Source organism: Alicyclobacillus vulcanalis (genome assembly GCF_900156755.1).
GTDB lineage: Bacteria > Bacillota > Bacilli > Alicyclobacillales > Alicyclobacillaceae > Alicyclobacillus > Alicyclobacillus vulcanalis.
The window spans coordinates 155,506-178,014 of the sequence record NZ_FTOO01000002.1; the positions used below are offsets into that span (position 1 = coordinate 155,506).

A 22,509-nucleotide genomic window follows, 5' to 3' on the forward strand; every position below is an offset into this window, starting at 1 on the left:
ACACGCGGTGAAGCGCTCATCGTTTGCGCAGGAGCGCACGTGGCTCGGTTGGCTGACCGCCATTGCGCTCATCTACCACGCATATTTTGTCGTCAAGGCATGGCGCCAACCGGTGTTGTTGTACGGGGACGCCTATTATTATGATCACTCGGCGCGCGTGCTGAACGCGCTCCACCTGTACGCGTACTGGAGCTGGGGACCCGCCGCACAAGTGACGCCCGGCTATCCGGTGTTTCTCGCGCTCGTGTACCGGTTGGCAGCCGTGTTCACCCCGAGCCATGAAACGGCGATGCATCTCGCCCAGGCGTGCCAGCACCTGCTCGCCGTCGCCTCGACGGTCTTGGTGTACCTCATCGCGCGGTTTCGCCTGCCGAGGTACGCGAGTTTTGTGGCCGCGTTCTTGTGGACGGTCTACCCGCCCGTCATTTACGCGAACGATCAGTTGCTGACTGAAAATCTGTACATCCCTTTCCTGCTCGCGTTTGTCTGGTCGTTTCTCGTCCTCGTCCGCGACCGAAGCACCGGAAGTTTTGTGGTATCCGGGCTGCTCCTTGGCGTGACCACGCTCATCCGCCCGAGCGTCGCGCCGCTCCTCGCGGCGCCGGCCCTCTTCTTCCTCCAGCGCGAGACTCGCCGAGCATGGAAGACGACGGCCGCGCGGTATGCCGCGTACGTCGCCACGTTCTGCCTCGCCATGCTCCCATGGTGGATTCGCAACCTTGTCGCCTTCCATCAGTGGATTACGACCGATCTCGACGCGGCGAATCCCTTGCTCTTTGGCTCGGACCCGACGTTCTACAAAGACACCAGCATCTCCAACGGGTTGTCCTATGCCCAGCAAAAGGCCCTGGCGATCCACCGTATCGAGGAAGGCTTTCGCACCCATCCGCTCGGCTATCTTAAATGGTATACTTTGGATAAACTCGGATGGTTGTTCGGTACGCCGTGGTACAACAGCACCTTGCCCCCGCACGCCGGCCTGCTGACGCGGATGACGTTTGCCTACGCGCACCTGCACCTCGTCTGGGTCTTGGTCGGCGCATTGGGGCTCGCCTTTGGCTTTGGCATGCGGTATATTCGTTGGCTGAGCTGGTTGACGGTGTTTCTCATCGCCGTGCAGCTCCCATTCATCCCTATCAACCGCTACGCATATCCCACCATGCCCTTCTTGATGATCGGAGTGGGGACCGTGGTCTACCTCGCGACCGCTTGGGTGCGGACGCGCAGAGGCACGCCGCGGCGCGCCGCCGCCCCGTAGTGCGGACGACTTTGACGATGGAGGCTTGTCTTGAACATGCGAATCGCCGTTCTGATCCCGTGCTATAACGAAGAACTGACCATTGCCAAAGTGGTGCAGGACTTCAAGCGCGAACTGCCCGACGCGGACATCTACGTGTACGACAACAACTCCCGGGACAATACCGCGGTCGTGGCGAAAGAAGCGGGCGCCATCGTCCGCAGAGAGACGCGTCAAGGAAAGGGAAATGTCGTCCGATCCATGTTTCGCGACATCGACGCGGACGTCTACGTCATGACGGATGGAGACGACACCTACCCTGCCGAATTTGTCCACGAACTGATTCGCCCGATTTTGGACGGCGAAGCGGACATGTGTATCGGCGACCGCCATTCGGACGGATCGTACTCCAAGGAAAACAAGCGCCCTTTTCATAACTTTGGAAATCAATTGGTTCGAAAGCTGATCAATACGCTGTTTCACGCCGATCTCCGCGACATCATGACGGGCTATCGAGCGTTCAGCCGCCGGTTCGCCAAGACGATGCCCATTCAGAGCGAAGGCTTTGAAATCGAAACCGAGATGACGCTGCACGCGTTGGACAAGCGGTTTCGCATCATCGAAATTCCGATTCAGTACAGAGACCGGCCGCCAGGTAGTCACTCGAAGTTGAACACGTTGAGCGACGGACTCCGCGTACTGAAGACCGTCTTTTGGATTTTCAAGGACTACAAGCCGCTGGCGTTTTTCACGGCGGTCGCGCTGATCCTGTTTCTCGCCGGGCTCGTGGTCGGCATCCCGGTGCTGTACGAGTATTTCTCGTTCGGCCGAATCGCCAAGATTCCGTCGGCCATTCTCGCCGTGGGGTTCATGGTGCTGGCCACCAACAGTTTGACGTGCGGGTTCATCCTCGACACGATTGTCCGCCACCATCGGGACTACTACGAGTTGTTGCAAAACGAATTCAAGGGTTGAACGAAGGAGCCGAACCCCTATGCGACTCGGCTATGCCGTCCTCATTTTGCTGAACGTGTGTCTGTTGGTGGGTGGACAGACGCTGTGGAAGTACGGGCTGCAACATCGCGATCTCAACGGCCTCAAGTCCGTCATCGTCGCGATGTTTTCGCCGTGGGTCATCGCGGGCATCGTCCTGTACGTGGTGGCGACGGTGATCTGGATTTTCCTGCTCAACAAACTGTCCCTCAGCCTGCTCTACCCGCTGCAGAGCTTGGCGTATGTGCTCGCCATCCTCGTCTCCATCTTCGTCTTTCACGAGCACGTGCCGTGGATCCGCTGGGCCGGCGTGCTCGTCATCTTGGCGGGCGTGGCCTTGGTCGCTGTCTAGGCGACCACCACGCCCGCCCCGTTGCCTCACGCGTAATACGTGCCCTCGCACACCCAATGGGCCTCGCCCGTCATCCACACGTGTCCGTCGTCGCGAAGTTCAATGTCGAGATCGCCGCCGAGCAGGTGGACCGTCACGCGCCGCCCGACGTAGCCCTTCCTGGCGAGCGCCGCCACGCTCGCGCACGCGCCCGTCCCGCACGCGAACGTCACCCCCGAGCCTCGCTCGTACACGCGAAAGTCGATCTCGTCCGAGTCCAAAACCGCGACAAACTCCACGTTGATGCGGTCTGGAAAATTAGGGTGGGACTCAATGACGCGCCCAATGCTCTCCACGTCCACGTCATCCACCCGGTCCACGAGCGCCACAAAATGTGGGTTCCCCATGTTGACCAAGGTGCCCGTGTAGCGAGCCTCGCCGACGTCGACGCGCACATCGTCTCCGCGATCCCGCCCCAGGTAACGCACGGCCTCCGTGCCAAAGCGCGGCACGCCCATGTCGATGGTGACCATCCGCACGCGCCCGGCCACGTCCAGATGAACCTGGGCGGCGACCACGCCCGCCTTCGTCTCGATGGAGAAGTGCGTGGCATCGACGAGCCCCCGCTCATACGCGTATCGCGCGACGCAGCGAAGGCCGTTCCCGCAGGATTCCGCCTCCGATCCGTCCGCGTTCCAGATCCGCATGCCGACATCCGCGCGTTCGGAAGGCGTGACGAGAATCAGGCCGTCCGACCCGATTCCTCGGCGCACGTCGCTCACCCGACGAGCCAGCGACGGGACATCGTCCGTCGGGAGCGTGGTCCTTTTCGTATCGACAAATACATAATTGTTCCCGAGGGCGTGCATCTTGAAGAACTGCATAGGAGCGCCTCCCTTGCACGGTGAAAAAAATTGAGCCATCGATGAAAGTATTCGTTGCAAACGCCGGCGATTCCTTGTATAATCTAATCGTTCGCTCCGGTACTGATGCAAGGGCGAACGGACAACCGAGACATGCGGTCGTGGCGGAATTGGCAGACGCGCTAGATTCAGGTTCTAGTGGGGGCAACTCCGTGGAGGTTCAAGTCCTCTCGACCGCACCAGCCAAAACCCGTCCCAACCTTGTCAGAAGGCTGGGACGGGTTTTTTCTTGCGCACTCCACCACGTAGGAGATCGCGGCGCGCCCGTGGCGCCGTCCGCGCCGCCGTTCGACATTCTTCGACGGTATGCGAATCGGCCGCGCTTACCATACTCTGAATGAGCCTGCCGCACGGCCTCGCCCCCTGCACGCAGACACGAAGGAGCTGAGGCGACTCATGTGGTAGTCCTATTGTTCTCCGCCGGATTTCTTGCCGTGGTCCTCGCGACGCGAACCCATACGTACCTTACCCAGTACTGTAGGTCGGTCCTTTGGATCGACGTGATCGCACTGATGTACAATCTCGTATGCCGCGGATACATGATGTGGTATCACCCGAGGTGGTGGTTCATCTCCGACAAGCTGTCGCAGCTGGTGCAGATTTTCGTGTTGTTCCCGTGTACCACGCTTCTGTTGCTTCGCTACATGCCGACCTCCTTCGGAAGACGAGTGTTGCACTTCGCGCTGTTTTTGGCCCTGTACAGCGCGTTTGAATGGTGCCTGGTGCGATTTCATGAAATCGAATACTATCACGGCTGGGGATTTGGCTGGTCGATCGTGCTCGACACGTTCATGCTGTTCGTGATGTGGCTGCACGATCGAAACTGGCGACTCTCCGTAGGATTTTGTGGCCTCGTCACTTCACTGTTCCTCGCGTGGTTCCACGTTCCCCTGGACACCTGAACAAGATCAGGCCAGCATGTGCTGGCCTGATGGTGCGCCCTGGTTCAGCGCGCAAGTTCCGTCGCCTCGGGCGCGATCGCCCGGTCGCGAATCACCTGTTGATACCAAAAGTAGCTGTCCTTCGGGATGCGAGCGAGCGTTTCGTAGTCCACGTACACGATGCCGAACCGCTTGGTGTAGCCAAACGCCCACTCGAAGTTATCCATCAAGGACCATACATAGTAACCCCGGAGATTTCCCCCCTCTTCGAGGAAGCGGTGAGCCGCGGCGAAGTGCAGCGCGAGATACTCGATGCGATTCGTATCGTGGACGCTGCCTCCCTCGACGCGATCGTCGTAGGCTGCGCCATTTTCCGTGATGTAGATGGGCACATCACCATAGTCGCGGCGCAGGCGGCTCAGCAGATCGTACAGCCCTTCGGGGTACACTTCCCAGTCCATCTCGGTGCGCGGGCCTTCGCCAGGAACGTGGCGGACACCGAGCAGCGGATCCGCCGGATCGTCCGCCACGACGGCGCGGGAATAGTAGTTGACGCCGAGGAAGTCGATGGGCGCCGAGATCACCTCGAGATCGCCGGGTTGTACCGCGTCGAACCCGCCGACCACCGCGTCGACACGGCGCAGAAGCTCCTCGGGATATGCGCCCTTCAGGACGGGATCGAGAAACCAGCGATTTTGAAACATGTCCTGCCGATGCGCGGCGGCGACGTCCTCGGGGCGAGAGGACGCGGGATACACCGGCGTGAGATTCAGCGTGATGCCTATCTCCCCTTTGAGGCCGAGCTCGCGGTAGAGGCGAACGGTGTGGCCGTGCGACAAGAGCAGGTGGTGTGCGGCGCGATACGCCCTGCGCCAGTCGCAGAGCCCCGGCGCATGCGCGCCGAGGCCGTACCCGAGGATCGAGGCGCACCATGGCTCGTTGTGCGTGATCCACATCGGGACGAGATCGCCGAGCTCCCGGAACAGGATTTCGCTGTACTCGCGGAAGCGGGAGACGGTCTCGCGGCTGTTCCAACCGCCATCGTCCTCAATCCACTGCGGCAGATCCCAGTGGTAGATGGTGACGGCTGGGCGAATGCCGGCTTCCAGCAGGGCATGGATGAGCCTCTTGTAAAAGTCGAGCCCCTTCACCCAGACGCGCCCTTTTTCCGGCATGACGCGGGGCCAGGCGATGGAAAAACGGTAGGAGGAAATCCCCAGATCCTTCATGAGTTGAATATCGTCGAGGTAGCGATGGTAATGATCGCAGGCGACGTCTCCGTGATGGCCTTGCGCGACCTTGCCGGGGGTGTGTGCGAACGTGTCCCAGATCGACCGGCCGCGCCCGCCCTCCCGCGTGGCGCCTTCCACTTGATACGATGCCGTTGCGGTCCCCCAGATGAACCCTTCCGGAAACTTGCGCATCTGTGTCATCTCCCTTGCTTTTCGTGTGAACGCATAGAGGCCGGCGTTCAGCCCGGATGGTGGCACGCGGCGTAGTGACCCGGGGACACCTCTGCCAGGAGCGGCGCCTCGGTTCGGCAGATCTCCGACGCGAGCGGGCAGCGATCGGCGAACGGACAGCCGACGCGATCCTCCATCAGGTTGGGCGGGCGGTTGGACGTCTCCGGCAGCGGCCCCTGATGGCGCGTCCCGGGCGTCGCCGCGAACAACAGCCGCGTGTAAGGGTGAACCGGATGCCGAATGAGTTCGGCGGACGGAGCGGTCTCCATCACCTTGCCGCCGTAGAGCACCATGATCCGGTTGCCGATGTAACGCGCGGAGGCGAGATCGTGCGTGATGTACAGGAACGCGATCTTCAATTCCTCCCGCAGCTCGTTCATCAGCTTGAGGATGCCGGCGCGGATGGACACGTCGAGCATCGAGATGGGCTCGTCGGCGACAATGAACTTCGGATGAACGGCGAGCGCACGCGCGATGGCCACGCGCTGGCGCTGGCCGCCGGATAGTTCGTGGGGATATTTGCGGCGCGTATCGGCGACCGGTGTGAGCCCCACCTTGGCCAACAACTCGTCGATGAGATCCGTCACGCGGCCCTCGCCGTCCCGCCGGTATTTTCGCACGGGGAACGCGAGATGTTGTTCGATGGTCCGCGTCGGATTCAGCGAGCCGAACGGGTCCTGAAACACCATCTGCGCGTCCTTGCGGTACGCCTTCAGCGCCCGGCCGCGAATGTGGGCCACATCGCGGCCAGCCACCCAGATCTCGCCTTCCGAGGGCTCAATCATGCGCACGAGCGCCTTGCCAATGGTCGACTTGCCCGATCCCGACTCGCCGACCAGCGACAGCACCTCGCCCGGCTCGAGGGAGAAGCTGACGTGATCGACCGGCCGGATGAAGCGGCCGCGGCCCATGGGAAAGCGAACGACGAGATCCCGCACATCGACCAGGGCGGTCGTTTTGGCGATCACGGCGGCCTCAGACATGCGTATTCACCTCCGCGCCTTGAAACAGGTGACATTCCAAGAGCTTTTCGCCCGCCTGGACCTGTGCGGGCCGAACGCGTGTGCAGATGTCCATCGCGTACGGGCAGCGCGGGTGAAACGCACACCCGGGCGGCAGGTCCTGCAGGTCCGGCGGATAGCCCCCGATGCCCTGAATGGTCACCTCTTCGGCGGTGAGTTGCGGGATCGCCTTGAGCAGCCCCTCGGTGTAAGGGTGGTGGCGCTCAGACAAATGCAACAGGTGACTCGGCGTCAGCTCCACAATTCGCCCCGCATACATGATGGCGACCCGCGAGGCCAGTTCCGCCACCAGGCTGAAGTCGTGGCTCACAAACAAAATGGCAAACCCGACCTGCGCTTGGATTCGCCTGATCTCGTCGAGAATCGACCGCTGGACCACCACGTCGAGCGCGGTTGTCGGCTCGTCCATGATGACCAGCGCGGGATTGAGCGCGATGGCGATGGCGATCACGACGCGCTGGCGCATGCCTCCCGACAACTCGTGCGGGTAGCTGTTGAGATGCTTGCGATCGATGCGGACGAGATCGAGCAACTCCTGCGCCCGCTCCCGCGCCTGGGCCCGCGACAAGTCCGGGCGGTGCGCCAGGAGGGTGTCGATGATCTGGGTCTCCACCGTCATCACGGGGTTCAGCGCGCTCATGGCGCTCTGAAACACCATCGACATCTTGCTCCAGCGGAACGACCTGAGCTCCTTTTCCGAGAGCGCATACACATCCTGCCCCAACACGCGCACGCGGCCCTTGGTGACCACGGCGTCGCCCCGCAGCAACCGCATGATGGCGTAGGCCATCGTCGACTTGCCAGATCCCGATTCCCCGACGAGCCCGACGATCTCGCCGCGCCGCACGGTCAGGTTGACGTCACTCACCGCGTGGACGAGCCCGGCATTCGTCACGTAGGCGACGGACAAATCTTCAATTTCCAGGACGGGTTCCTGCACCTCGCCCATCTGCACCCACCTCCCCCTTCTGCGCCCGAAGTTCGCGAAGTGCCCTTTCGACCTCACGCCGCTTGCGCGACGTGCGCAACCGCGGATTGGTCACCTGGTCAATCCCGAAGTTCATGAGCGCGAAGCTCGTGCCGAGAAGCGCGATGCCAAGCCCAGGCGGCACAAACCACCACCACGCGCCGCTCATGAGCGCGCTGTTCTGCGTCGCCCAGTAGAGCATCGTGCCCCAGCTGGTCGACGCGACGTTCTCAAAACCCAGGTACGCAAGGCCCGACTCCGCCAAGACCGCGGCCAAACATGCGTACATGACGTTGGAGGCAATCACGCTCGTCATATTTGGCACAATCTCGAACAGGATGATCCGGAAGGTCGACATCCCGGACAGCCGCGCCGCCGCGATGTAGTCGCGGCTTGAAATGGTCATGGCCATCGAGCGCATCACGCGCGCACCCCACGCCCAACCGGTGAGCGCGATGATCAGGCCATTCATGTAAGGCGTCGTGTTGTGCACGTACGACTCGATGATGATGAGCAACGCCAATCCCGGCATCACCAAAAAGATGTTGCAGAGCGCGTTGAGAATCGAGTCCACCACGCCGCCCACGTACCCCGCGGTCACCCCAATCAAAATCGCAATGACCGTGCTCAACAGGCCCGCGCCGACCCCGACGATGAGCGTGGTCCTCGTGCCCCAGATAAACTGAGAAAACACGTCCTGACCGAGACTCGTCGTGCCAAACCAGTGGGCATGCGAGGGCGGCTGCAACATGCCAAACGCGGTCGACGTGGGATTGTAAGGCGCAATCACAGGGGCAAATACCGCCACCACCAGAAACATGCCGAACAGAATCACGCCCGCTAACGCCTTGGGACTGCGAAAGAACTGGTGAAACGCCGAGTTCTTCCTCCGGCTGGCGCGCTTCGTCCGGCCCTGCGCCACGTCCATCGCAGCTACGGTCATTCCCGCCGCCCCCCTCTCCGCACGCGCGGATCAAGCCGCCCGTACAGCATATCCACAATGAAGTTGATCACGAGCGCCGTGACGGCGATGATGAGGAACATCCCTTGAATCAGGGGATAGTCCTCACTCGCCACGGCGTTCGTCAGTCCGTATCCGATCCCTGGGTAGGAAAACACTTGCTCAATGAGAATTTGCCCGCCGATGATGGACGACAGCGCAATGGCCACCGAGGTCAGCTGGGGCAAAAGCGCGTTCCGCGCCGCGTACGAAAAGATGAGCCGCCGCTTGGACACGCCTTTGGCCTCGGCGAACACCACGTAGTCCTCGCCGAGCGTCGTGATCATGTTGTTGCGCATGCCCACGATCCAACCGCTGATACTGCCGACAAACACCACGACCGCCGGCAAAATGCTGTGGTACACGGCGCTTGCGAGAAATGGCCCATTGAGCCCCGGCGTCACGTCGTCCCCGTAGCCGTGCGCGAGCGGGAACCAATGGTGCACAAACCCAAAGAAGTAGATGAGAATGAGGCCGAGCCAAAACGTCGGAATCGCTTGACCAAACATGGTGGCGACCGGAATGACGTTGTCCGCGGTGCCGCCGCGCCGCCAGGCAATCAGGATGCCCACCAGCGTCCCAATGACCACCGAAAGGATGGTAACCACACCCAGAAGGACGATGGTCCACGGCAAGCTCGTTTCAATGATGTTGACGACGGGCGTGGGAAAGTACTGGAACGAAGCGCCCCAGTGCCCCGTGAGCAAGTTCCCGAGATACTGAAAGTACTGTTGCCACAGCGGACCGTTGGACAATCCAAGCTGTTGCTCAATCGCCTTCAACGCCGCCGGGTTGATGTTGCCCGCCTGTTTCGCGATCATCGCCTGGGCCGGGTTACCGGGCATGAGCCGCGGCAAAATGAAGTTGAGCGTGATGGCAGCCCAAAGCGACAGCACCAAAAAACCAAATCGATTTAGTACATATCGCATGCACACTTCCCTCCTTGGCACACACAGGCGCGGGCGGCGGCCTCCGCGCCTGTGAATCCGCTTACCCCTATCCTAGCTGCCTACGCTCTGCTCGTAAAGCGCCGCCGCAGATCACTTCACCGGTTTCAGGTGATCCATGATGATGGCCGCGGCTTGATAGGTGTACGGCGCCGGGTTGATCCAGAGGTTGTCTGCCGTCGGGAAGCCCGTGAAGTGGCGGTCATTGTATTCATACCAGAGGGCGCCGTCCAACAACGGGATAACCGGCAGCTGGCTCGCCACGAGCCGCTCGATTTTGTACATCACCTGGTGCTGAACTTGGCTGTTTGTGGTCGACGAAAACTCGTTGAACCACTGGTCCACCTGTGCATTGTGATAGCCTTCCACGTTGAATGACCCATGCGAATCCAGCATGTCGTAGTAGGTCGTGTACGGCGTCGGTCCGACGTTCGTCCAAGAAATGGCGAGATCGTAATGCGGCACTTGGCCGGGGCCCGGGTTAATCGCGCTGTAATAGGCGGAGAACTGCTCCTCCTGAACGTTTACGGCGATCCCGACCTTGGCCAGCTGCTGTTTGATCAGCAGCGCGTCCTCGTCCCAGTCGCTCCAGCCGCTGACCGTCAACAGGTTGAACGAGAGTTCCTTCCCGTGCAAGGCGAAAATCCCGTTCTGGTCCTTCCGGAAGCCCGCCTTTTCGAGAATTTGCACGGCCTTCGCGTCATCCACGGTGAAGGCTCGATAACTCGCGGGCAGGCTCGGGTCGAGCCACGACGACTGCGGTGGCAACACGAGGCTCGTCGGCACGGCCGGTTTCTCGTAGCCCGTCTCGCCAATCTTCGAGAGCGCGTTGCGGTCGATGGCCAAACTGATGGCCTCTCGCACCGGCAGCATCGCGAGGAGCGGGTTGTTCAGATTCGGATAAAGCTCCACGGGCTCGTTCGGGGGGAACAGATAATGGTTGTGCGCCGGATCGGCCGCTACGAAGGTCTTCTCGACGTTCGGAATGTTGATGCCCGCGTACTGAATTTGACCGCTCGCGAGTGCCAGGTCCGCGCTCGAGTTGCTGGCAAACGCCGGATAGTTCAGCGTTTTGACCGCTGGTGCGCCGCCATAATAGTGCGGATTTGCGGTGAACTGGTAATCTTGCGTCGTGAACGAAGACACCTTGAACGGCCCCGTGCCTATCGCGTTCAGATGCGTGATTTTTGCTTTCGCCGGGTCGCCGAGTGCCTTCCACTGATGGGCTGGAACAATATAGGTGCTGCCCAGCACGTACTGTTCCGCAAAAGGAATGTTGGGCCGCGCGAACTGAAAGACCACGGTGTACTTTCCTTGCGCCTGCACGCTCTTTAACTGCTGCCACACCCCATTGGTGTCCGCATCCGGGTATTTTTTGAGGTCTTCGAACGTGAACACGACATCTTGGGCGGTGAACGGTACTCCGTCGGTCCACGTCGCGTTTTTGCGCAGGGCGACGGTCAACGTCTTCCCGCCATTGGAGAAGTGAAAGGATGTGCCGAGCAGATTGAACTGTTTGCCCGTGGTGTTGTCGAAGTAGAACAGGGTCTCATAGATGTTCCCCAACGTACCCGGCATGCTGTTTGTGCTGAACGGGTTAAAGTTGTCGGAAAACGTGCCCGTGATGTTCGGCGCCACGGTGAGGACCGAACTTGACGCAGCGCTCGCCGCCTGCTGCGTGCCCTGAGCGCCTGCTGACGGTGCGTTCGAAGTCTGGGTCGAGGGGTTGCCTGTTCCGCACCCAGCCACCGCGATCACGGCCAAGGTCACAGTGGCCGCCGCCCAAGTTCTCTTGCGCATGGTTCGCTTCATGACTGCATCTGCCCCCTTCTTCGTGCGTTGCCGCCTTTGTCTCGAAACCGTTTTCGAGCGAGAATCCACAAGACATCGCCGCAAATGAGGCAAGAATCAGGTGAAATTCGCTCGAAATCGATTGCGACCATGGCGGCGCGATGGAAACGCTCTCATGGCTATTCTGCCACCAACATAGGCAATCATGCAAGACCCTTTGGGCCCTTTTCTTGCAAGAAGCAAGAACGAGGCGAAATCGATTGCGGTAGCAAGGGCCTTCATGCGGCTGCGCGACCTATCCGCAAAAGATCGTCTGCACATCTCGCTACAGGTTGCCTGTCATTGTGCGTTCACGAGGAGCCGCTCAGAGGCTGGTCGACGCCGTGCAGCGCAGCCCAAGGCGCCCTGCCGGCTTTCGTCAAGGCCGAAGCCAGAACTCTAAACGACATGTGGCACGATTTTTGAAAAACTTTCGTTTGAGTTTTCCTATAGATTTGGTGTATATCTGTAACGAGAACATCATACGATAAGGATTCAAGGGAGGCTCACGCGAATGCCGTTTGTCATCACGTCGCCTTGCATTGGGGAAAAGGCCGCGGACTGCGTGGAGACGTGCCCGGTGGACGCCATCCACGAGGGTCCGGATCAGTATTATATTGACCCCGATCTCTGCATCGACTGCGCTGCCTGTGAGCCGGTCTGCCCGGTGAACGCGATTTACCAAGAGGAATTCGTCCCAGAGGACGAGAAGGAATTTATCGAGAAGAATCGGAACTTTTTCCGCAACCGTTGAACGCGGATGTGCTTCGCGCAAAACCGCCGGTCTCGCTCGAGGGGCCGGCGGTTTTGCCGTGCACGGGTCGCGAAGGAGGTCTTGCAATGCATCGGTGGCCGGCCTTGGTGTGCGCAGCACTCACACTCGCTCTGGTCGCAGGTTGCGGCGCCCCTCAGCCCGCTTCGAACGCGACTGAACAGCCCAACCCTGGCCATGTCACAAGCCCTGCATCCAAGGAACATGCGGCAGTCGACCCGAAGCTCTATGCGGTGTGCAACGCCATTTACCGTGGTGTGGAGCAGGCGCTTGCAGAGAACCGAAACGTCAGCTTTGATACGCAGTTCCAATCCATTCAAGCGGTCGGTAGCGGTGCTTCACCTTCTTCGCCCAACGGGGAACTGTTTGCCGATGCTCAGCAAGTGGTCGCCCTCTGGGACGCCTACACAGGGGAAGGAGCGCCAGCGCAGGTCTACAATCAGCTCAAGGCGTCGCTTCAAACACTGAAGCGGGCGCTGGACCGATACGGGCCCGCGAACGCGCGCCCGTAGAGCATTTGGGGTTGCCACCGTCCGCGACATTCGCAAGGCGTCTAATTCGCAGATTCGAACGTCAAAAAAATGCCGCCTCATGTGAGGCGGCGAACGCGGATTGGGGTTCATGCACGAACCGCTTAAGCACAGGTCCAGCGCACTTTCACCGTACCACGCGTGCGTAAAATCCAGATGAGACAAGTGTCAAGAGATTGTTGAAGATTGTTAAAAACGCGCGACGGCGCGGACGTGAGCGGTTTGTCACAGGATTGACACATCTCAACCGCCCTCCATCGACAAGCTCCGCGCGTTTTGCGATACACTCTAGGAAAGCCATCATCCACTTGTGTACACAGGAGCCACGCTGCGGTCACGCCGTGGCTTTTGTGTTGTTCCCCTACCGTCCCCCTACAAAAATCTACACAAACCTCACACGAGCTTAACATTCACCCAGTATCGTGTTGTGCGGAGTCCTGCGAGTTAAGGCTTGAGAAAACATAGATTGCACACGGCATAGGATTGGGAGGAGACAATGTCGTGGGAAAGTCCATGACGGTTCGCCGCTTACACGCATGGTACGGCGCACACCAGGTGCTGCACAATATTGAGATGGATATTGAGGAGAACCGCGTCACGGCCATCATCGGACCGTCTGGGTGCGGGAAATCGACGTTTATCCGGTGCCTCAACCGCATGCACGAAACGCATCCCCAAGCCCGCGTGGAGGGAGATATCCGCCTCGGCGGAGACTCGATCTTCGACCTCGATCCCGTCGACGTGCGCCGCATGGTCGGCATGGTGTTCCAAAAGCCAAATCCGTTCCCCACGATGTCGATTTTCGACAACATCGCCATCGGACTGAGGCTCGCGGGCATCCGTCGCTCTGGCGAGCTGCGGGAACGCGTCGAACGAGCCCTCCGTATGGCAGCCCTTTGGGATGAGGTCAAGGACCGCCTTGCCAAACCAGCAACCGCCCTGTCCGGCGGTCAACAACAGCGGCTGTGCATCGCGCGCGCCCTGGCTGTGGAACCCGAGGTGTTGCTCATGGACGAGCCGGCGTCTGCGCTCGATCCCATATCCACCATGCGCATCGAGGAACTCATCGAGGAGATCAAACAGACCTACACCGTCGTGATCGTGACGCACAACATGCAACAGGCCGCGCGCATTGCCGACAAGACGGCATTCTTTTACGAAGGGCACTTAATCGAGATGGACGACACCACGCGCATGTTTACCAAACCGCGGGACAAGCGCACCGAGGACTACATCACCGGTCGGTTTGGCTGACGGACGCCAGGTGAACGACGCCACATGAAGGGACGAACGGTATGCATCAACGTCAAGCGTTTGACATCGCGCTCAAGGAGCTGAAGCTGAAGCTCTTGCACATGGGAGGCGACGTGCAGGAGTCCATCCGCCACGCCGTCGCTGCCCTGCTCAAACACGATGAAGCCCTCGCCAGGCGTGTCATCGAGCGAGATCGGGAAATCAACCGGCAGGATCACGACATCGAGGATCTGTGCATCCGTCTCATCGCCACGCAGCAACCCGTGGCCGGCGATTTGCGCAGAATCGTCGCCGGCATGCGGCTTGCCGTGGACCTCGAACGCATGGGCGATCTCGCCGTCGACTTGGCCAAAACGGCGCTTCGACTGACATCGGCCCCCGTGCCCGAAGCTGCAGCCCGCCTGCAGGACATGGCCAGCGCCGTCGACGGAATGGTTTCGGAAGGGCTGAATGCCTACGTGAACAGTGATGCGGACGCGGCGCGCAGGCTCGCGGAGATGGACGACGCGGTCGACCGGGACTACCGCCTGCTCGTGGAAGGGCTCTTCGCCGACGATCGCCATGCAGGCTGTTCTCCTCAGGAACGCATGTTCATCGCGTTCTGCGGCCGCTACCTCGAGCGCATTGGCGATCACGTCACCAACATCGGGGAAAGCGTCTTGTACATCCTCACCGGTGAGCGATCCGATTTGAACTAAATCGACACGCCTCGACGAATGGCGAGGAACTTGTGACATAACCGTCAAAGACGGACGTGGCTGCATCGCCCGCTCGCAAGCGCGATTTGGTAATCTGGAAGCAGACCATCATGGCTAGGAGGGTGTTGTGGTGGAAAGGAAAACAACCTCGCAAGATCCCGTCCAGCGCCTGTTGACCTTCATCCATTACGTCGAAAAAACCGCGTTTGCTGTGTCCGTCGCCATCCTGGCGGGCACCGCGGGCTATGTGACCATACACGCCGTCTCCTGACGGCCACATGCGCATTCCGTCTCCCATCGCCAACCGCACCCGAGGAAAGCCAAACTCAACAAGAAAAGCAGCGCATGGCCGCCGCGCTGCTTTTCTTGTTCTCTTTTCCTCAGCCCGTCTCTCCGATGACCCGCCGAGCGCCCACGTAATGGCTCGCCCAGTACGGATCCGACAGGCTATCGATTTCCACGGAGACACTGGCCGCATTGATAAACTGCCCGTTGCCAATGTAAATCCCGTCGTGCGACGGTCCGCTGCCGTATGTATCAAAAAACACGATGTCTCCGGGTTGCAAATTGCCTTCCGAGACGGGGATGCCGACGTCATACTGAGCATAGCTCGTCCGCGGCAACTGGATGTAAAAATGAGCATACACGTACTGAATCAGCCCTGAGCAATCAAATGCCGATGGCCCTGCGGCTCCCCATTCATAGGGATCTCCCAGGAAGTTTCTTGCATAGTCCGCCACGGCAAAGCCGAGCGCGCTCTGCATGAGCGACGCGTTGGATGAGGCGGGTGAACTCCCGCGACTCGACAGGGAGGCGGATTTGGCCGTCCCATGCTGGACCGAGGCAGAGGTCACACCGGCCCCGGACACCCGCAGCGACTCGCCTGGGTGAATCGCGCTCGACGGCGTGAGCCCATTCCACGCCTCCAACTGCGCCATGGTGATATGGAACTTTGCACTGATGGACCACAGCGAATCGCCGGGTTTGACGACGTAGGTGGTAGCGGAAGATGAGGGGGAATGCGAAGGGGAGCGGACGGCATTCGCGCCGCCTTGAGACACCACAAGGACCTGGCCCGGATGGATGACATCGGACGAAAGATGGTTCCACTGCTCGAGTTGGCGGACCGTGACATGAAACTTTGCTGCAATTTCGTAGAGGCTGTCGCCAGCGCGCACTGTGTACGTCGCAGACGAAGCCATCGCCGTGGTCGGCGCGAGACAGACACCTAAGCACGCGACTACCGAACCTATGCTTGCTGCCATTCGAGAGCGCACTCGCCAAAGCCCCTTTGCTCCAACTAGGATGCTTGCTTCGGGCCTATTATACCGGGCTCGCCCCCATTCGACAATGATATTTTCATAGATTTGCAAACAACTTCGAACATCAGGACGATTTTTGTCCCCAATCCTCCAATTTCACGCGCACAAATGCGTCTGCCAAGTTTCCGCGATCGCTTGAGTCCGATACAATGGTAAGAGGGTTGAAAATCGAAAGGAGTCACATCATGGCGATTGACGAGAACGCATTTCGCAGGGCTCTGGCCAAATTCGCCAGCGGCGTGACCGTCATCGCGTCGGCAGCTGAAGGCGAGATGGGCGGCATCACCGTCTCCGCCTTCTGTTCGCTTTCGCTGCGGCCGCCGCTGGTTCTCGCTTGCATCGACGAACGCGCCAGCATTCTCCCGCTGCTCCGCCGATCCGGCGCGTTTTCAGTCAACATTCTCTCGAAAGACCAAGCGGGTCTTTCCAATCAATTTGCGAGCAAGATGTCTGATAAGTTTCAGGGCATCGACTACGAGATCGGCCCTTTGGGCCAGCCGCTCCTCCCCGGTGCGCAAGCGCAGCTGGTCTGCACACTCGCTGAGGAATGGCAGGGGGGAGACCACCGCGTCATTGTCGGCCAGGTCGAGTGGACACACGCCGACGACGCCCAATCACCCCTGCTCTACTACACGAGCCAATACGGCTCGTTTCAGCCCCTCTCTTGAAGCACAAGTCGAGCCGCGTCGCTCGCGCCCGCCGGCGAGCATCCCCGGCGGCGCGCCCAATGGCGTGCCAGGCACGCCGCAACGTAGGACGCGGCTCCCGGCTTGCCCAGCTCCAGGGCCCTGCGCCGCATCGCTCCTGCGATATCGCCCGCGCCCTCCGCGAATAGTCGGTCGAGATCGGCGAGCGACCCCGCGATGCGGCCCGCGCCCAGCCGCTCGAGGCAGCGGGCGTTCTCGCGCTCCTGGCCTGGAAGGGGCTTGTAAAAAATCATCGGCGTTCCTGATGCAAGGCATTCGGCGATGGTGACCCCGCCCGCCTTCGCGATCACGAAATCCGCCTGCTGGAGATAACTCGCCACGTCCTCCGTGAAACCCACCGGGCAAATGTTCGAATGGCCCATCCGCTCTGCGAATGCCCGCACCCGCTCGTGCATGCGCGCGTTCCTGCCGCACATCACCTGGATCTCGTGCCCCGGAAAGTGACGCACCAATCGCTCCAGGACCCCTTCGTACTGAGGAAAGACCCCGCGCCCGCCGGCCAAAAGCACGATCCGGCGCCGTCCCGCTGTCCGAGGGAGCCTGCACCGGCGAAACTGATCGCGCACGGGAATGCCGCCCACCTCCACCGCGACATCCCCGCGGAGCCGCCGTACGTGGTGCGCCGCCTCGTCCGTCGGCACCACCACGAGATCGGCATTGGCGTGAATCCACCGGCTGTGCACCGCGAAATCCGTGAGGACCACCGCGACGAGCGGCCTCCGCCCAGGTGGCAACTCGGCCAAAGCATGATCTGGAAACAGTTGGACGATCACGTCGGGCTCCGTGTGCTCGACAGCCTGCCAAGCGGCTCGGCGCGAAAAACGCGCCAGAGCCGCCCACAGCGGATGACGAATGGACAAATTTCGAGTCCAGTCGTAACTCCACCCGTAGAGCGCTGGCGCGTAACGCGTGGTCCATTCGAACAGGCGCTCATTCATCCGCGCGAGCCATTCGTTGGTCTGTCGAAACGTGTCGACCGCGGCAACCTCCGCCCCGAGTTCCCGCTGTAAAGCCTCGGCGAGCGCTCGCGCTACCTGAACGTGCCCGTCGCCAAAGGAAGCGTAAAGCAATAAACACCTCATGAGTCCAGAGACACGGCCTCACCGCGGCCTTGAGCGCTGCTCATTTCAGCCTCGCGCCCGGCGAGATGGCCTTCGCCAAACATCTCGATAATTTTCTGCTTGGAAGCGACGACGAGCTTCGGCTGTAGGACGTCCCGGTGCGTCTGCAGGATGTGATCCGCGTCTGGATTCACCATCTTGAGAATGTTGGTCAAGTGCCAACTCGTGACGGCTCGCACGAGCGGATTCCGGAGCGGATACGTATGAAATCCGAAGTGCTCGATGCCTCGGTGAATCATCGTGATTCCGTACAGCACGTGGGCATCGTGAAACTTCTCCTGCTGTACGACGCGTGCGAGCGCCGGCATGGAGACGCGCGCCTGGCGCAAAAGCCGCACGATAGCCCGGACGACGTTGGCGTCCTCGCGCAGCGCCCGCTCGATGAGCGCGTTGTTCATGTGCATTTCCACGACGGGATCGCCCGGACGAACGGCGATGCCATCCACCTCGAAAGGCCGCCCGAGATACCGGCGACGGGTGACGAAAAACAGGTGTTCCGTACCGGGCTCGAGTTCCTCCAGGTGCAGGGCGCGATGGAATAAGGCTTCCCATGCATCAAAGACCGCCCGCGCTGCTCGATTTGGCATGGTCTCCCCTCCCTACTCGCATTCCGACGCGAGCACGAACGTGTAGCCGCGTCTGCGAATCTCCTCAATCACGGCCGGCATCGCCGCAATGACGCTTTCGGGCGCACCGCGCTCTGCGCCCGGGGACCAATCGCTGTCGTGGAGCACAAGGACGGATTGCGCATCCAGCTTCGCCACGATTCGGCGCACCAACTCGTCCGGCGGTGTTTTGCGCCAATCACCGACCATGACGGACCACAATAACATCGTCATGCGCGATCTCCTGAGCGCCACGAGCGTGGCGAGATTGCAAGCTCCCCAGGTGGGTCGATAGACCCGAGGCTCGATGCCGAAGCGCCGAGCGAGCACCTCCCGGGCTTGCACGCATTGCCGCACGGTGAGGTGCGGCGGGAGCAATGGCACGAACCAGTGCCGATACCCATGCACCTGTACCTCGTGGCCCTCCGCGAGCATCCGTCCGACAATGTCGGGATACTTCAGCGCGTGCTCCGCAATCACGAAAAACGTGGCGCGGGCGCCCCCCTCCTTCAGCACGTCGAGCAATCGGGGCGTGTACTCGGGATGCGGCCCGTCGTCAAACGTCAAGGCGACGCAGCCGGGAACGCGCGTGCGACGGATGCAAGAACGGCCAAGTATCCGGGTCCAAACAAAAGGGAGGCCCGCATACACCACGAGGACGGCGATCACGGCGGCCACAATCCAGCCCATCACGACTCCCTCTCACGTCGGTAGAAGCTCGGTCGGCCACGCCGGAGACACCGAACGACATGGCAACTTCTTGGTGGCGTACAACATGATTTTCTGCGCAATGCGTTCCGCCGCGCCGCACGTCGGCATGGCACTCGAAGCCTCGCGCATGCGGACCAAGATGGACGGGTCCTCGCGAACCGACAGCAGGAAAGCCTGCGCTTCTGCGGGCGACTTCACACAGACCGCCACGCCAGCCTGCTCGGCAAAGCGCGCATTCGCCTCCTCCTGACCCGGGATGGGCCGGTAAATGAGGAGCGGCAAGCGCATGGCTATCGACTCCGTGAGCGTCAGCCCACCCGGCTTCGTGACGATGAGATCCGCCATCGCCATGAACTTCTCAATCTCGTTGGTATACCCGAACACGCGCACGCGCTCGCTCTGAATGGTGGAGAAGCGGCGCTCCAGTCGCCGGTTATGGCCGCAGATGATCAGGTACTGCATGCCCGATTCGGGAATGAACGTCTCCCACACGCCAGGATCGGCGAGAATGCCGCTGCCGCCACCCATCAACAAGATAATAGGGATATCTTCTTGAAAACCGATTGAACGAATGAGTTCGGGGCGGTGAGACAACAGGCGCTGAACGTTCTCTTCCCGGAACTTCCGCCGGAGCGGAATCCCCGCGACATCCACGGCCTCCTCGGGGATACCGTACGAGACGAGATCGCGCTTCACCTCGTCCGTCGCCACGAAGTAGTGATCCGCGAAATCGTGATACCACTGGCGATGTGCCGTGTAGTCGGTCACGATGGCCAGATTGGGAACGTCAATTTTTCCCGCACGGCGCAGCTCGCCGACGACCCCCATTGGCGTCGGAAACGTGCTCGCGATGCAATCAGGCCGATAGTACGCGATGTATTCCTGGATGCGCTCGATGCCGATGTGATTGACATACCGCTGCAAGGCGGAGTCCGGGTCAATGCGCGACATCGACTTGTAAAAGAGGCCATACAACCCCGGCGCTCGCTTGACGCCCTGGATCAGGCTAAACTTCGCAAACGATCGCAGTGCTGGGTTCAGAAGCCCCACGTAGTCGACCACTTCCACCTCGGCATCTCTATCCTTGAGCGCCTCCATCACGGCGTACGCCGCCTGGTTGTGCCCCGAGCCAAAGGACGCGGTCATCAGCAAAACGCGGCGCATTCGTCTCGCCCCCTCAAATCTTCCACAGCTCTATTCTAAACTTGAAGGATTCACCGGACAACTGAAGAAGACCACTTCTGGCCAAAACGGCAAAGCGGAGAAGGGCGCGCAGCGCCTCCTCCGCTTATGGTATTCGTTGTCCAGCCCGAATAGCCGTTGAAAATGAGGTTAGGCCTGCATCCGGCCGCCGCGAGAGACCTGGCGCCACACCACCAGTCGCACGAGCAACTGAATGACGAGGATCAACATCAACAGCACAAACCCGGCGGCGTAGGCCAGCTGGCGAGCCTGCGCGTACGGCTCGTCCAAGTACGTGTAAGCGACATAGGTGAGATATCCCACCTGCGAGTGCGTGAGCGCCAGCGATGGATTGTTCGAGTTCCACCCCGCGGTGTAAAGCAGCGGAGCGGTCTCTCCAAGACCAATGGCCACAGCGAGCAAAAGCCCGGTGGCCATGCCGGACGCGGCAGGGCGCCACACGGTTTTCAAGATGGCCTGGGTCTTGGTCATGCCAAGCGCCCAAGCGGCTTCGCGCTGCAGCAGGGGCACCTGTTGCAAGCTCGTGTCCGTGGTGCGCAGAATGTACGGCAACATGATGAGCGTGAGCGCCACCCCGCCTGCCAACGCAGAAAAGCCCCAGTGGAAATGCAAGACGAGCAACAAATAGCCGAAGTAGCCGATGACAATCGACGGCACGCCCGACAGGACCTCGGCCACAAAACGGATGGCCTGGGCGAGGCGCGGAGGTGCAAACTCGGACGTGAAAATGCCCCCGAGAATGCCGAGCGGGGCCGCGAACACCACCCCAATCAGCACGAGTTCAAACGTGCCCAAGATGGCATTCTCGAGACCTCCTGCGATGCCCTGTGTGGGTTCGACGAGCATCCAGAATCGAAACGAGCGGACGCCCTGCCAGAGCACGGAACCGACGAGATCGACGAGGCCGAACAAGACGAGCAAGAAAGCCAGCCACGAGACGCCCCAGCCCACGGCACCCCACCACTTGCGGCGACGCCTTCTCATGCCGAAGCGACCCCCTCCCGGCGGCGCGGACGAACCAGCCAGCGCGCCAACAAGTTCGTGGCGAGTGTGATCGCGAGCAGGAGAAGCGCAAGCTCCGACAGGGCGTGCACCGCCATCCCAGACGCATCCGTCTCCGCGCTGTCCAGCTGATTGGCGATAAACGCGGCCATGGTGGAAATGGGGCTGTACAAGTTGTGCGGCAAGATGTTGGTCGCATTGCCCGATACCATGAGCACCGCCATGGTCTCTCCCATCGCGCGTCCCCACCCGAGCGCCACGGCGCCGATGAAACCCTCGCGAATATAAGGCAGCGCGATGAAGCGGATGACCTCCCACGACGTCATCCCAATGCCGAGGCCGCCTTCGCGCGCCAAAAGCGGGACCTGCTGCAAGAGGTCGCGCGTTGTCGCCGTGATGATGGGCACGATCATCATGGCGAGGACAATGCCACTCGCGAGCAAACTGTAGCCCGTGCCCGTCTGCCCGCCGAAGAAGGGAACGAAGCCGAGAAGCGACTTGAGAAACGGCGCGAAGTCCGCGGCAATCCACGGCACGAGGACGAGAATGCCCCACAGGCCGATCACGACACTTGGTATGCCCGCTAACAGTTCGACGAGGATGTTGAGCAGGAATCCGAGCGGCCCGCGCACCTGGTACGCGAGGATCAGCGCCGTGCCCACCGACACAGGGACGGCGATGATGAGCGCAATGATCGACGACAAAAGCGTACCCGCGATGAACACCAGCGCGCCGTACGAAGCGCCAGCGGGCGCCGTAATTCCGTTTTTATGCACCATGGCTCCGTACAAATTGCCCATGTCCCAGCGCGTTTCGGTCAAAAAATGAACGCCCATGAAGCGGAGCGTCGGTACGGATTCCACGAAGACGATGAGCGCGATGGCGACCAAGAACACGGCAGGGCTGGCGGCCCCGACGGCCGCCAGCACCCGAAACCCGCGATCCCAGGTCTTGGCCGCTTTTGACACTTTGCGCACAGCATGCCCTCCT

At 60.8% G+C, this 22,509-nt stretch carries 24 protein-coding genes and 1 tRNA gene; 11 read left to right on the forward strand and 14 right to left on the reverse strand.

Going from position 1 to position 22,509, the window contains the following annotated elements:
- Positions 1-7: 7 nt before the first annotated feature.
- The 3 genes from BW934_RS03165 to BW934_RS03175 are packed head-to-tail and all read left to right on the forward strand — an operon-like array spanning position 8 to position 2,582.
- Positions 8-1,258: a glycosyltransferase family 39 protein gene (locus tag BW934_RS03165; protein ID WP_076345029.1), complete on the forward strand. Its 1,251-nt coding sequence runs from the start codon at positions 8-10 to the stop codon at positions 1,256-1,258.
- 36 nt (positions 1,259-1,294) lie between these two features.
- Complete coding sequence (locus tag BW934_RS03170; RefSeq protein WP_076345390.1) at positions 1,295-2,212, forward strand: glycosyltransferase family 2 protein; 918 nt, start codon at positions 1,295-1,297, stop codon at positions 2,210-2,212.
- Positions 2,213-2,231: 19 nt separating this feature from the next.
- Complete coding sequence (locus BW934_RS03175) at positions 2,232-2,582, forward strand: DMT family transporter (RefSeq protein WP_076345031.1); 351 nt, start codon at positions 2,232-2,234, stop codon at positions 2,580-2,582.
- Between the two features lie 26 nt (positions 2,583-2,608).
- Here the strand turns inward: BW934_RS03175 and dapF are convergent, their stop codons facing one another.
- The gene (gene dapF, locus BW934_RS03180; protein WP_076345033.1) at positions 2,609-3,445 is read right to left on the reverse strand and encodes a diaminopimelate epimerase; all 837 of its coding nucleotides are present in this window, start codon (positions 3,443-3,445) and stop codon (positions 2,609-2,611) included.
- Positions 3,446-3,579: 134 nt separating this feature from the next.
- Between dapF and BW934_RS03185 the strand changes: the two genes are divergently transcribed.
- A tRNA-Leu gene (locus BW934_RS03185) sits at positions 3,580-3,666 on the forward strand.
- Positions 3,667-3,882: 216 nt separating this feature from the next.
- Positions 3,883-4,386, forward strand: coding sequence for a CBO0543 family protein (locus tag BW934_RS03190; protein ID WP_076345035.1), 504 nt, complete (start codon positions 3,883-3,885; stop codon positions 4,384-4,386).
- Between the two features lie 44 nt (positions 4,387-4,430).
- On the opposite strand, the gene BW934_RS03195 is transcribed toward BW934_RS03190, so the two are convergent.
- The 6 genes from BW934_RS03195 to BW934_RS03220 all read right to left on the reverse strand — a co-directional run bounded on the left by BW934_RS03195 (position 4,431) and on the right by BW934_RS03220 (position 11,576).
- Positions 4,431-5,789 carry a GH1 family beta-glucosidase gene (locus tag BW934_RS03195; RefSeq protein WP_076345037.1) on the reverse strand — a complete coding sequence of 453 codons (1,359 nt, stop codon included), beginning with the start codon at positions 5,787-5,789 and terminating at the stop codon, positions 4,431-4,433.
- 47 nt (positions 5,790-5,836) lie between these two features.
- Positions 5,837-6,811 (reverse strand): oligopeptide/dipeptide ABC transporter ATP-binding protein, encoded by a 975-nt coding sequence (locus BW934_RS03200; RefSeq protein ID WP_076345039.1) that lies wholly within the window; start codon positions 6,809-6,811, stop codon positions 5,837-5,839.
- Positions 6,804-7,799 carry an ABC transporter ATP-binding protein gene (locus BW934_RS03205; protein WP_076345041.1) on the reverse strand — a complete coding sequence of 332 codons (996 nt, stop codon included), beginning with the start codon at positions 7,797-7,799 and terminating at the stop codon, positions 6,804-6,806. Before BW934_RS03205 ends, BW934_RS03200 begins: the two co-directional genes overlap by 8 nt.
- Complete coding sequence (locus BW934_RS03210; RefSeq protein ID WP_076345043.1) at positions 7,765-8,760, reverse strand: ABC transporter permease; 996 nt, start codon at positions 8,758-8,760, stop codon at positions 7,765-7,767. Before BW934_RS03210 ends, BW934_RS03205 begins: the two co-directional genes overlap by 35 nt.
- On the reverse strand, positions 8,757-9,746 hold the full coding sequence (locus BW934_RS03215) for an ABC transporter permease (RefSeq protein ID WP_076345045.1): 990 nt from the start codon (positions 9,744-9,746) through the stop codon (positions 8,757-8,759). The genes BW934_RS03210 and BW934_RS03215 overlap by 4 nt, the downstream gene beginning before the upstream one ends.
- 111 nt (positions 9,747-9,857) lie before the next feature.
- The gene (locus BW934_RS03220) at positions 9,858-11,576 is read right to left on the reverse strand and encodes an ABC transporter substrate-binding protein (RefSeq protein WP_076345047.1); all 1,719 of its coding nucleotides are present in this window, start codon (positions 11,574-11,576) and stop codon (positions 9,858-9,860) included.
- Positions 11,577-12,108: 532 nt separating this feature from the next.
- Between BW934_RS03220 and BW934_RS03225 the strand changes: the two genes are divergently transcribed.
- The 5 genes from BW934_RS03225 to BW934_RS15050 all read left to right on the forward strand — a co-directional run bounded on the left by BW934_RS03225 (position 12,109) and on the right by BW934_RS15050 (position 15,119).
- Complete coding sequence (locus tag BW934_RS03225; RefSeq protein ID WP_008336977.1) at positions 12,109-12,348, forward strand: indolepyruvate ferredoxin oxidoreductase subunit alpha; 240 nt, start codon at positions 12,109-12,111, stop codon at positions 12,346-12,348.
- Between the two features lie 86 nt (positions 12,349-12,434).
- Positions 12,435-12,878, forward strand: a complete 444-nt coding sequence (locus BW934_RS03230) for a hypothetical protein (RefSeq protein ID WP_076345049.1) — start codon at positions 12,435-12,437, stop codon at positions 12,876-12,878.
- A 531-nt stretch (positions 12,879-13,409) separates the two neighbouring features.
- On the forward strand, positions 13,410-14,150 hold the full coding sequence (gene pstB / locus BW934_RS03235; protein ID WP_143232524.1) for a phosphate ABC transporter ATP-binding protein PstB: 741 nt from the start codon (positions 13,410-13,412) through the stop codon (positions 14,148-14,150).
- Between the two features lie 41 nt (positions 14,151-14,191).
- Positions 14,192-14,848, forward strand: a complete 657-nt coding sequence (phoU, locus tag BW934_RS03240; RefSeq protein ID WP_076345053.1) for a phosphate signaling complex protein PhoU — start codon at positions 14,192-14,194, stop codon at positions 14,846-14,848.
- 130 nt (positions 14,849-14,978) lie between these two features.
- On the forward strand, positions 14,979-15,119 hold the full coding sequence (locus BW934_RS15050; RefSeq protein ID WP_200805714.1) for a hypothetical protein: 141 nt from the start codon (positions 14,979-14,981) through the stop codon (positions 15,117-15,119).
- Between the two features lie 109 nt (positions 15,120-15,228).
- On the opposite strand, the gene BW934_RS03245 is transcribed toward BW934_RS15050, so the two are convergent.
- Entirely contained in the window at positions 15,229-16,113 is an 885-nt protein-coding gene (locus BW934_RS03245) for a C40 family peptidase (protein WP_234969515.1), read from the reverse strand.
- A 242-nt stretch (positions 16,114-16,355) separates the two neighbouring features.
- Between BW934_RS03245 and BW934_RS03250 the strand changes: the two genes are divergently transcribed.
- A complete protein-coding gene (locus BW934_RS03250; RefSeq protein ID WP_076345057.1) occupies positions 16,356-16,838 on the forward strand; it encodes a flavin reductase family protein in 483 nt (160 codons plus the stop codon).
- On the opposite strand, the gene BW934_RS03255 is transcribed toward BW934_RS03250, so the two are convergent.
- The 6 genes from BW934_RS03255 to pstC all read right to left on the reverse strand — a co-directional run bounded on the left by BW934_RS03255 (position 16,823) and on the right by pstC (position 22,496).
- Entirely contained in the window at positions 16,823-17,947 is a 1,125-nt protein-coding gene (locus tag BW934_RS03255) for an MGDG synthase family glycosyltransferase (protein ID WP_234969516.1), read from the reverse strand. The two genes, BW934_RS03250 and BW934_RS03255, sit on opposite strands and share 16 nt — an antisense overlap.
- An 8-nt stretch (positions 17,948-17,955) precedes the next feature.
- Positions 17,956-18,585: a YkoP family protein gene (locus BW934_RS03260; RefSeq protein ID WP_076345061.1), complete on the reverse strand. Its 630-nt coding sequence runs from the start codon at positions 18,583-18,585 to the stop codon at positions 17,956-17,958.
- Between the two features lie 12 nt (positions 18,586-18,597).
- Positions 18,598-19,293 (reverse strand): polysaccharide deacetylase family protein, encoded by a 696-nt coding sequence (locus tag BW934_RS03265; RefSeq protein ID WP_234969518.1) that lies wholly within the window; start codon positions 19,291-19,293, stop codon positions 18,598-18,600.
- A 12-nt stretch (positions 19,294-19,305) separates the two neighbouring features.
- Positions 19,306-20,478 (reverse strand): MGDG synthase family glycosyltransferase, encoded by a 1,173-nt coding sequence (locus BW934_RS03270; RefSeq protein ID WP_076345065.1) that lies wholly within the window; start codon positions 20,476-20,478, stop codon positions 19,306-19,308.
- Positions 20,479-20,646: 168 nt separating this feature from the next.
- Positions 20,647-21,501, reverse strand: a complete 855-nt coding sequence (gene pstA / locus BW934_RS03275; RefSeq protein ID WP_076345067.1) for a phosphate ABC transporter permease PstA — start codon at positions 21,499-21,501, stop codon at positions 20,647-20,649.
- Positions 21,498-22,496, reverse strand: coding sequence for a phosphate ABC transporter permease subunit PstC (gene pstC, locus BW934_RS03280; protein ID WP_076345068.1), 999 nt, complete (start codon positions 22,494-22,496; stop codon positions 21,498-21,500). The genes pstA and pstC overlap by 4 nt, the downstream gene beginning before the upstream one ends.
- Positions 22,497-22,509 lie beyond the last annotated feature (13 nt).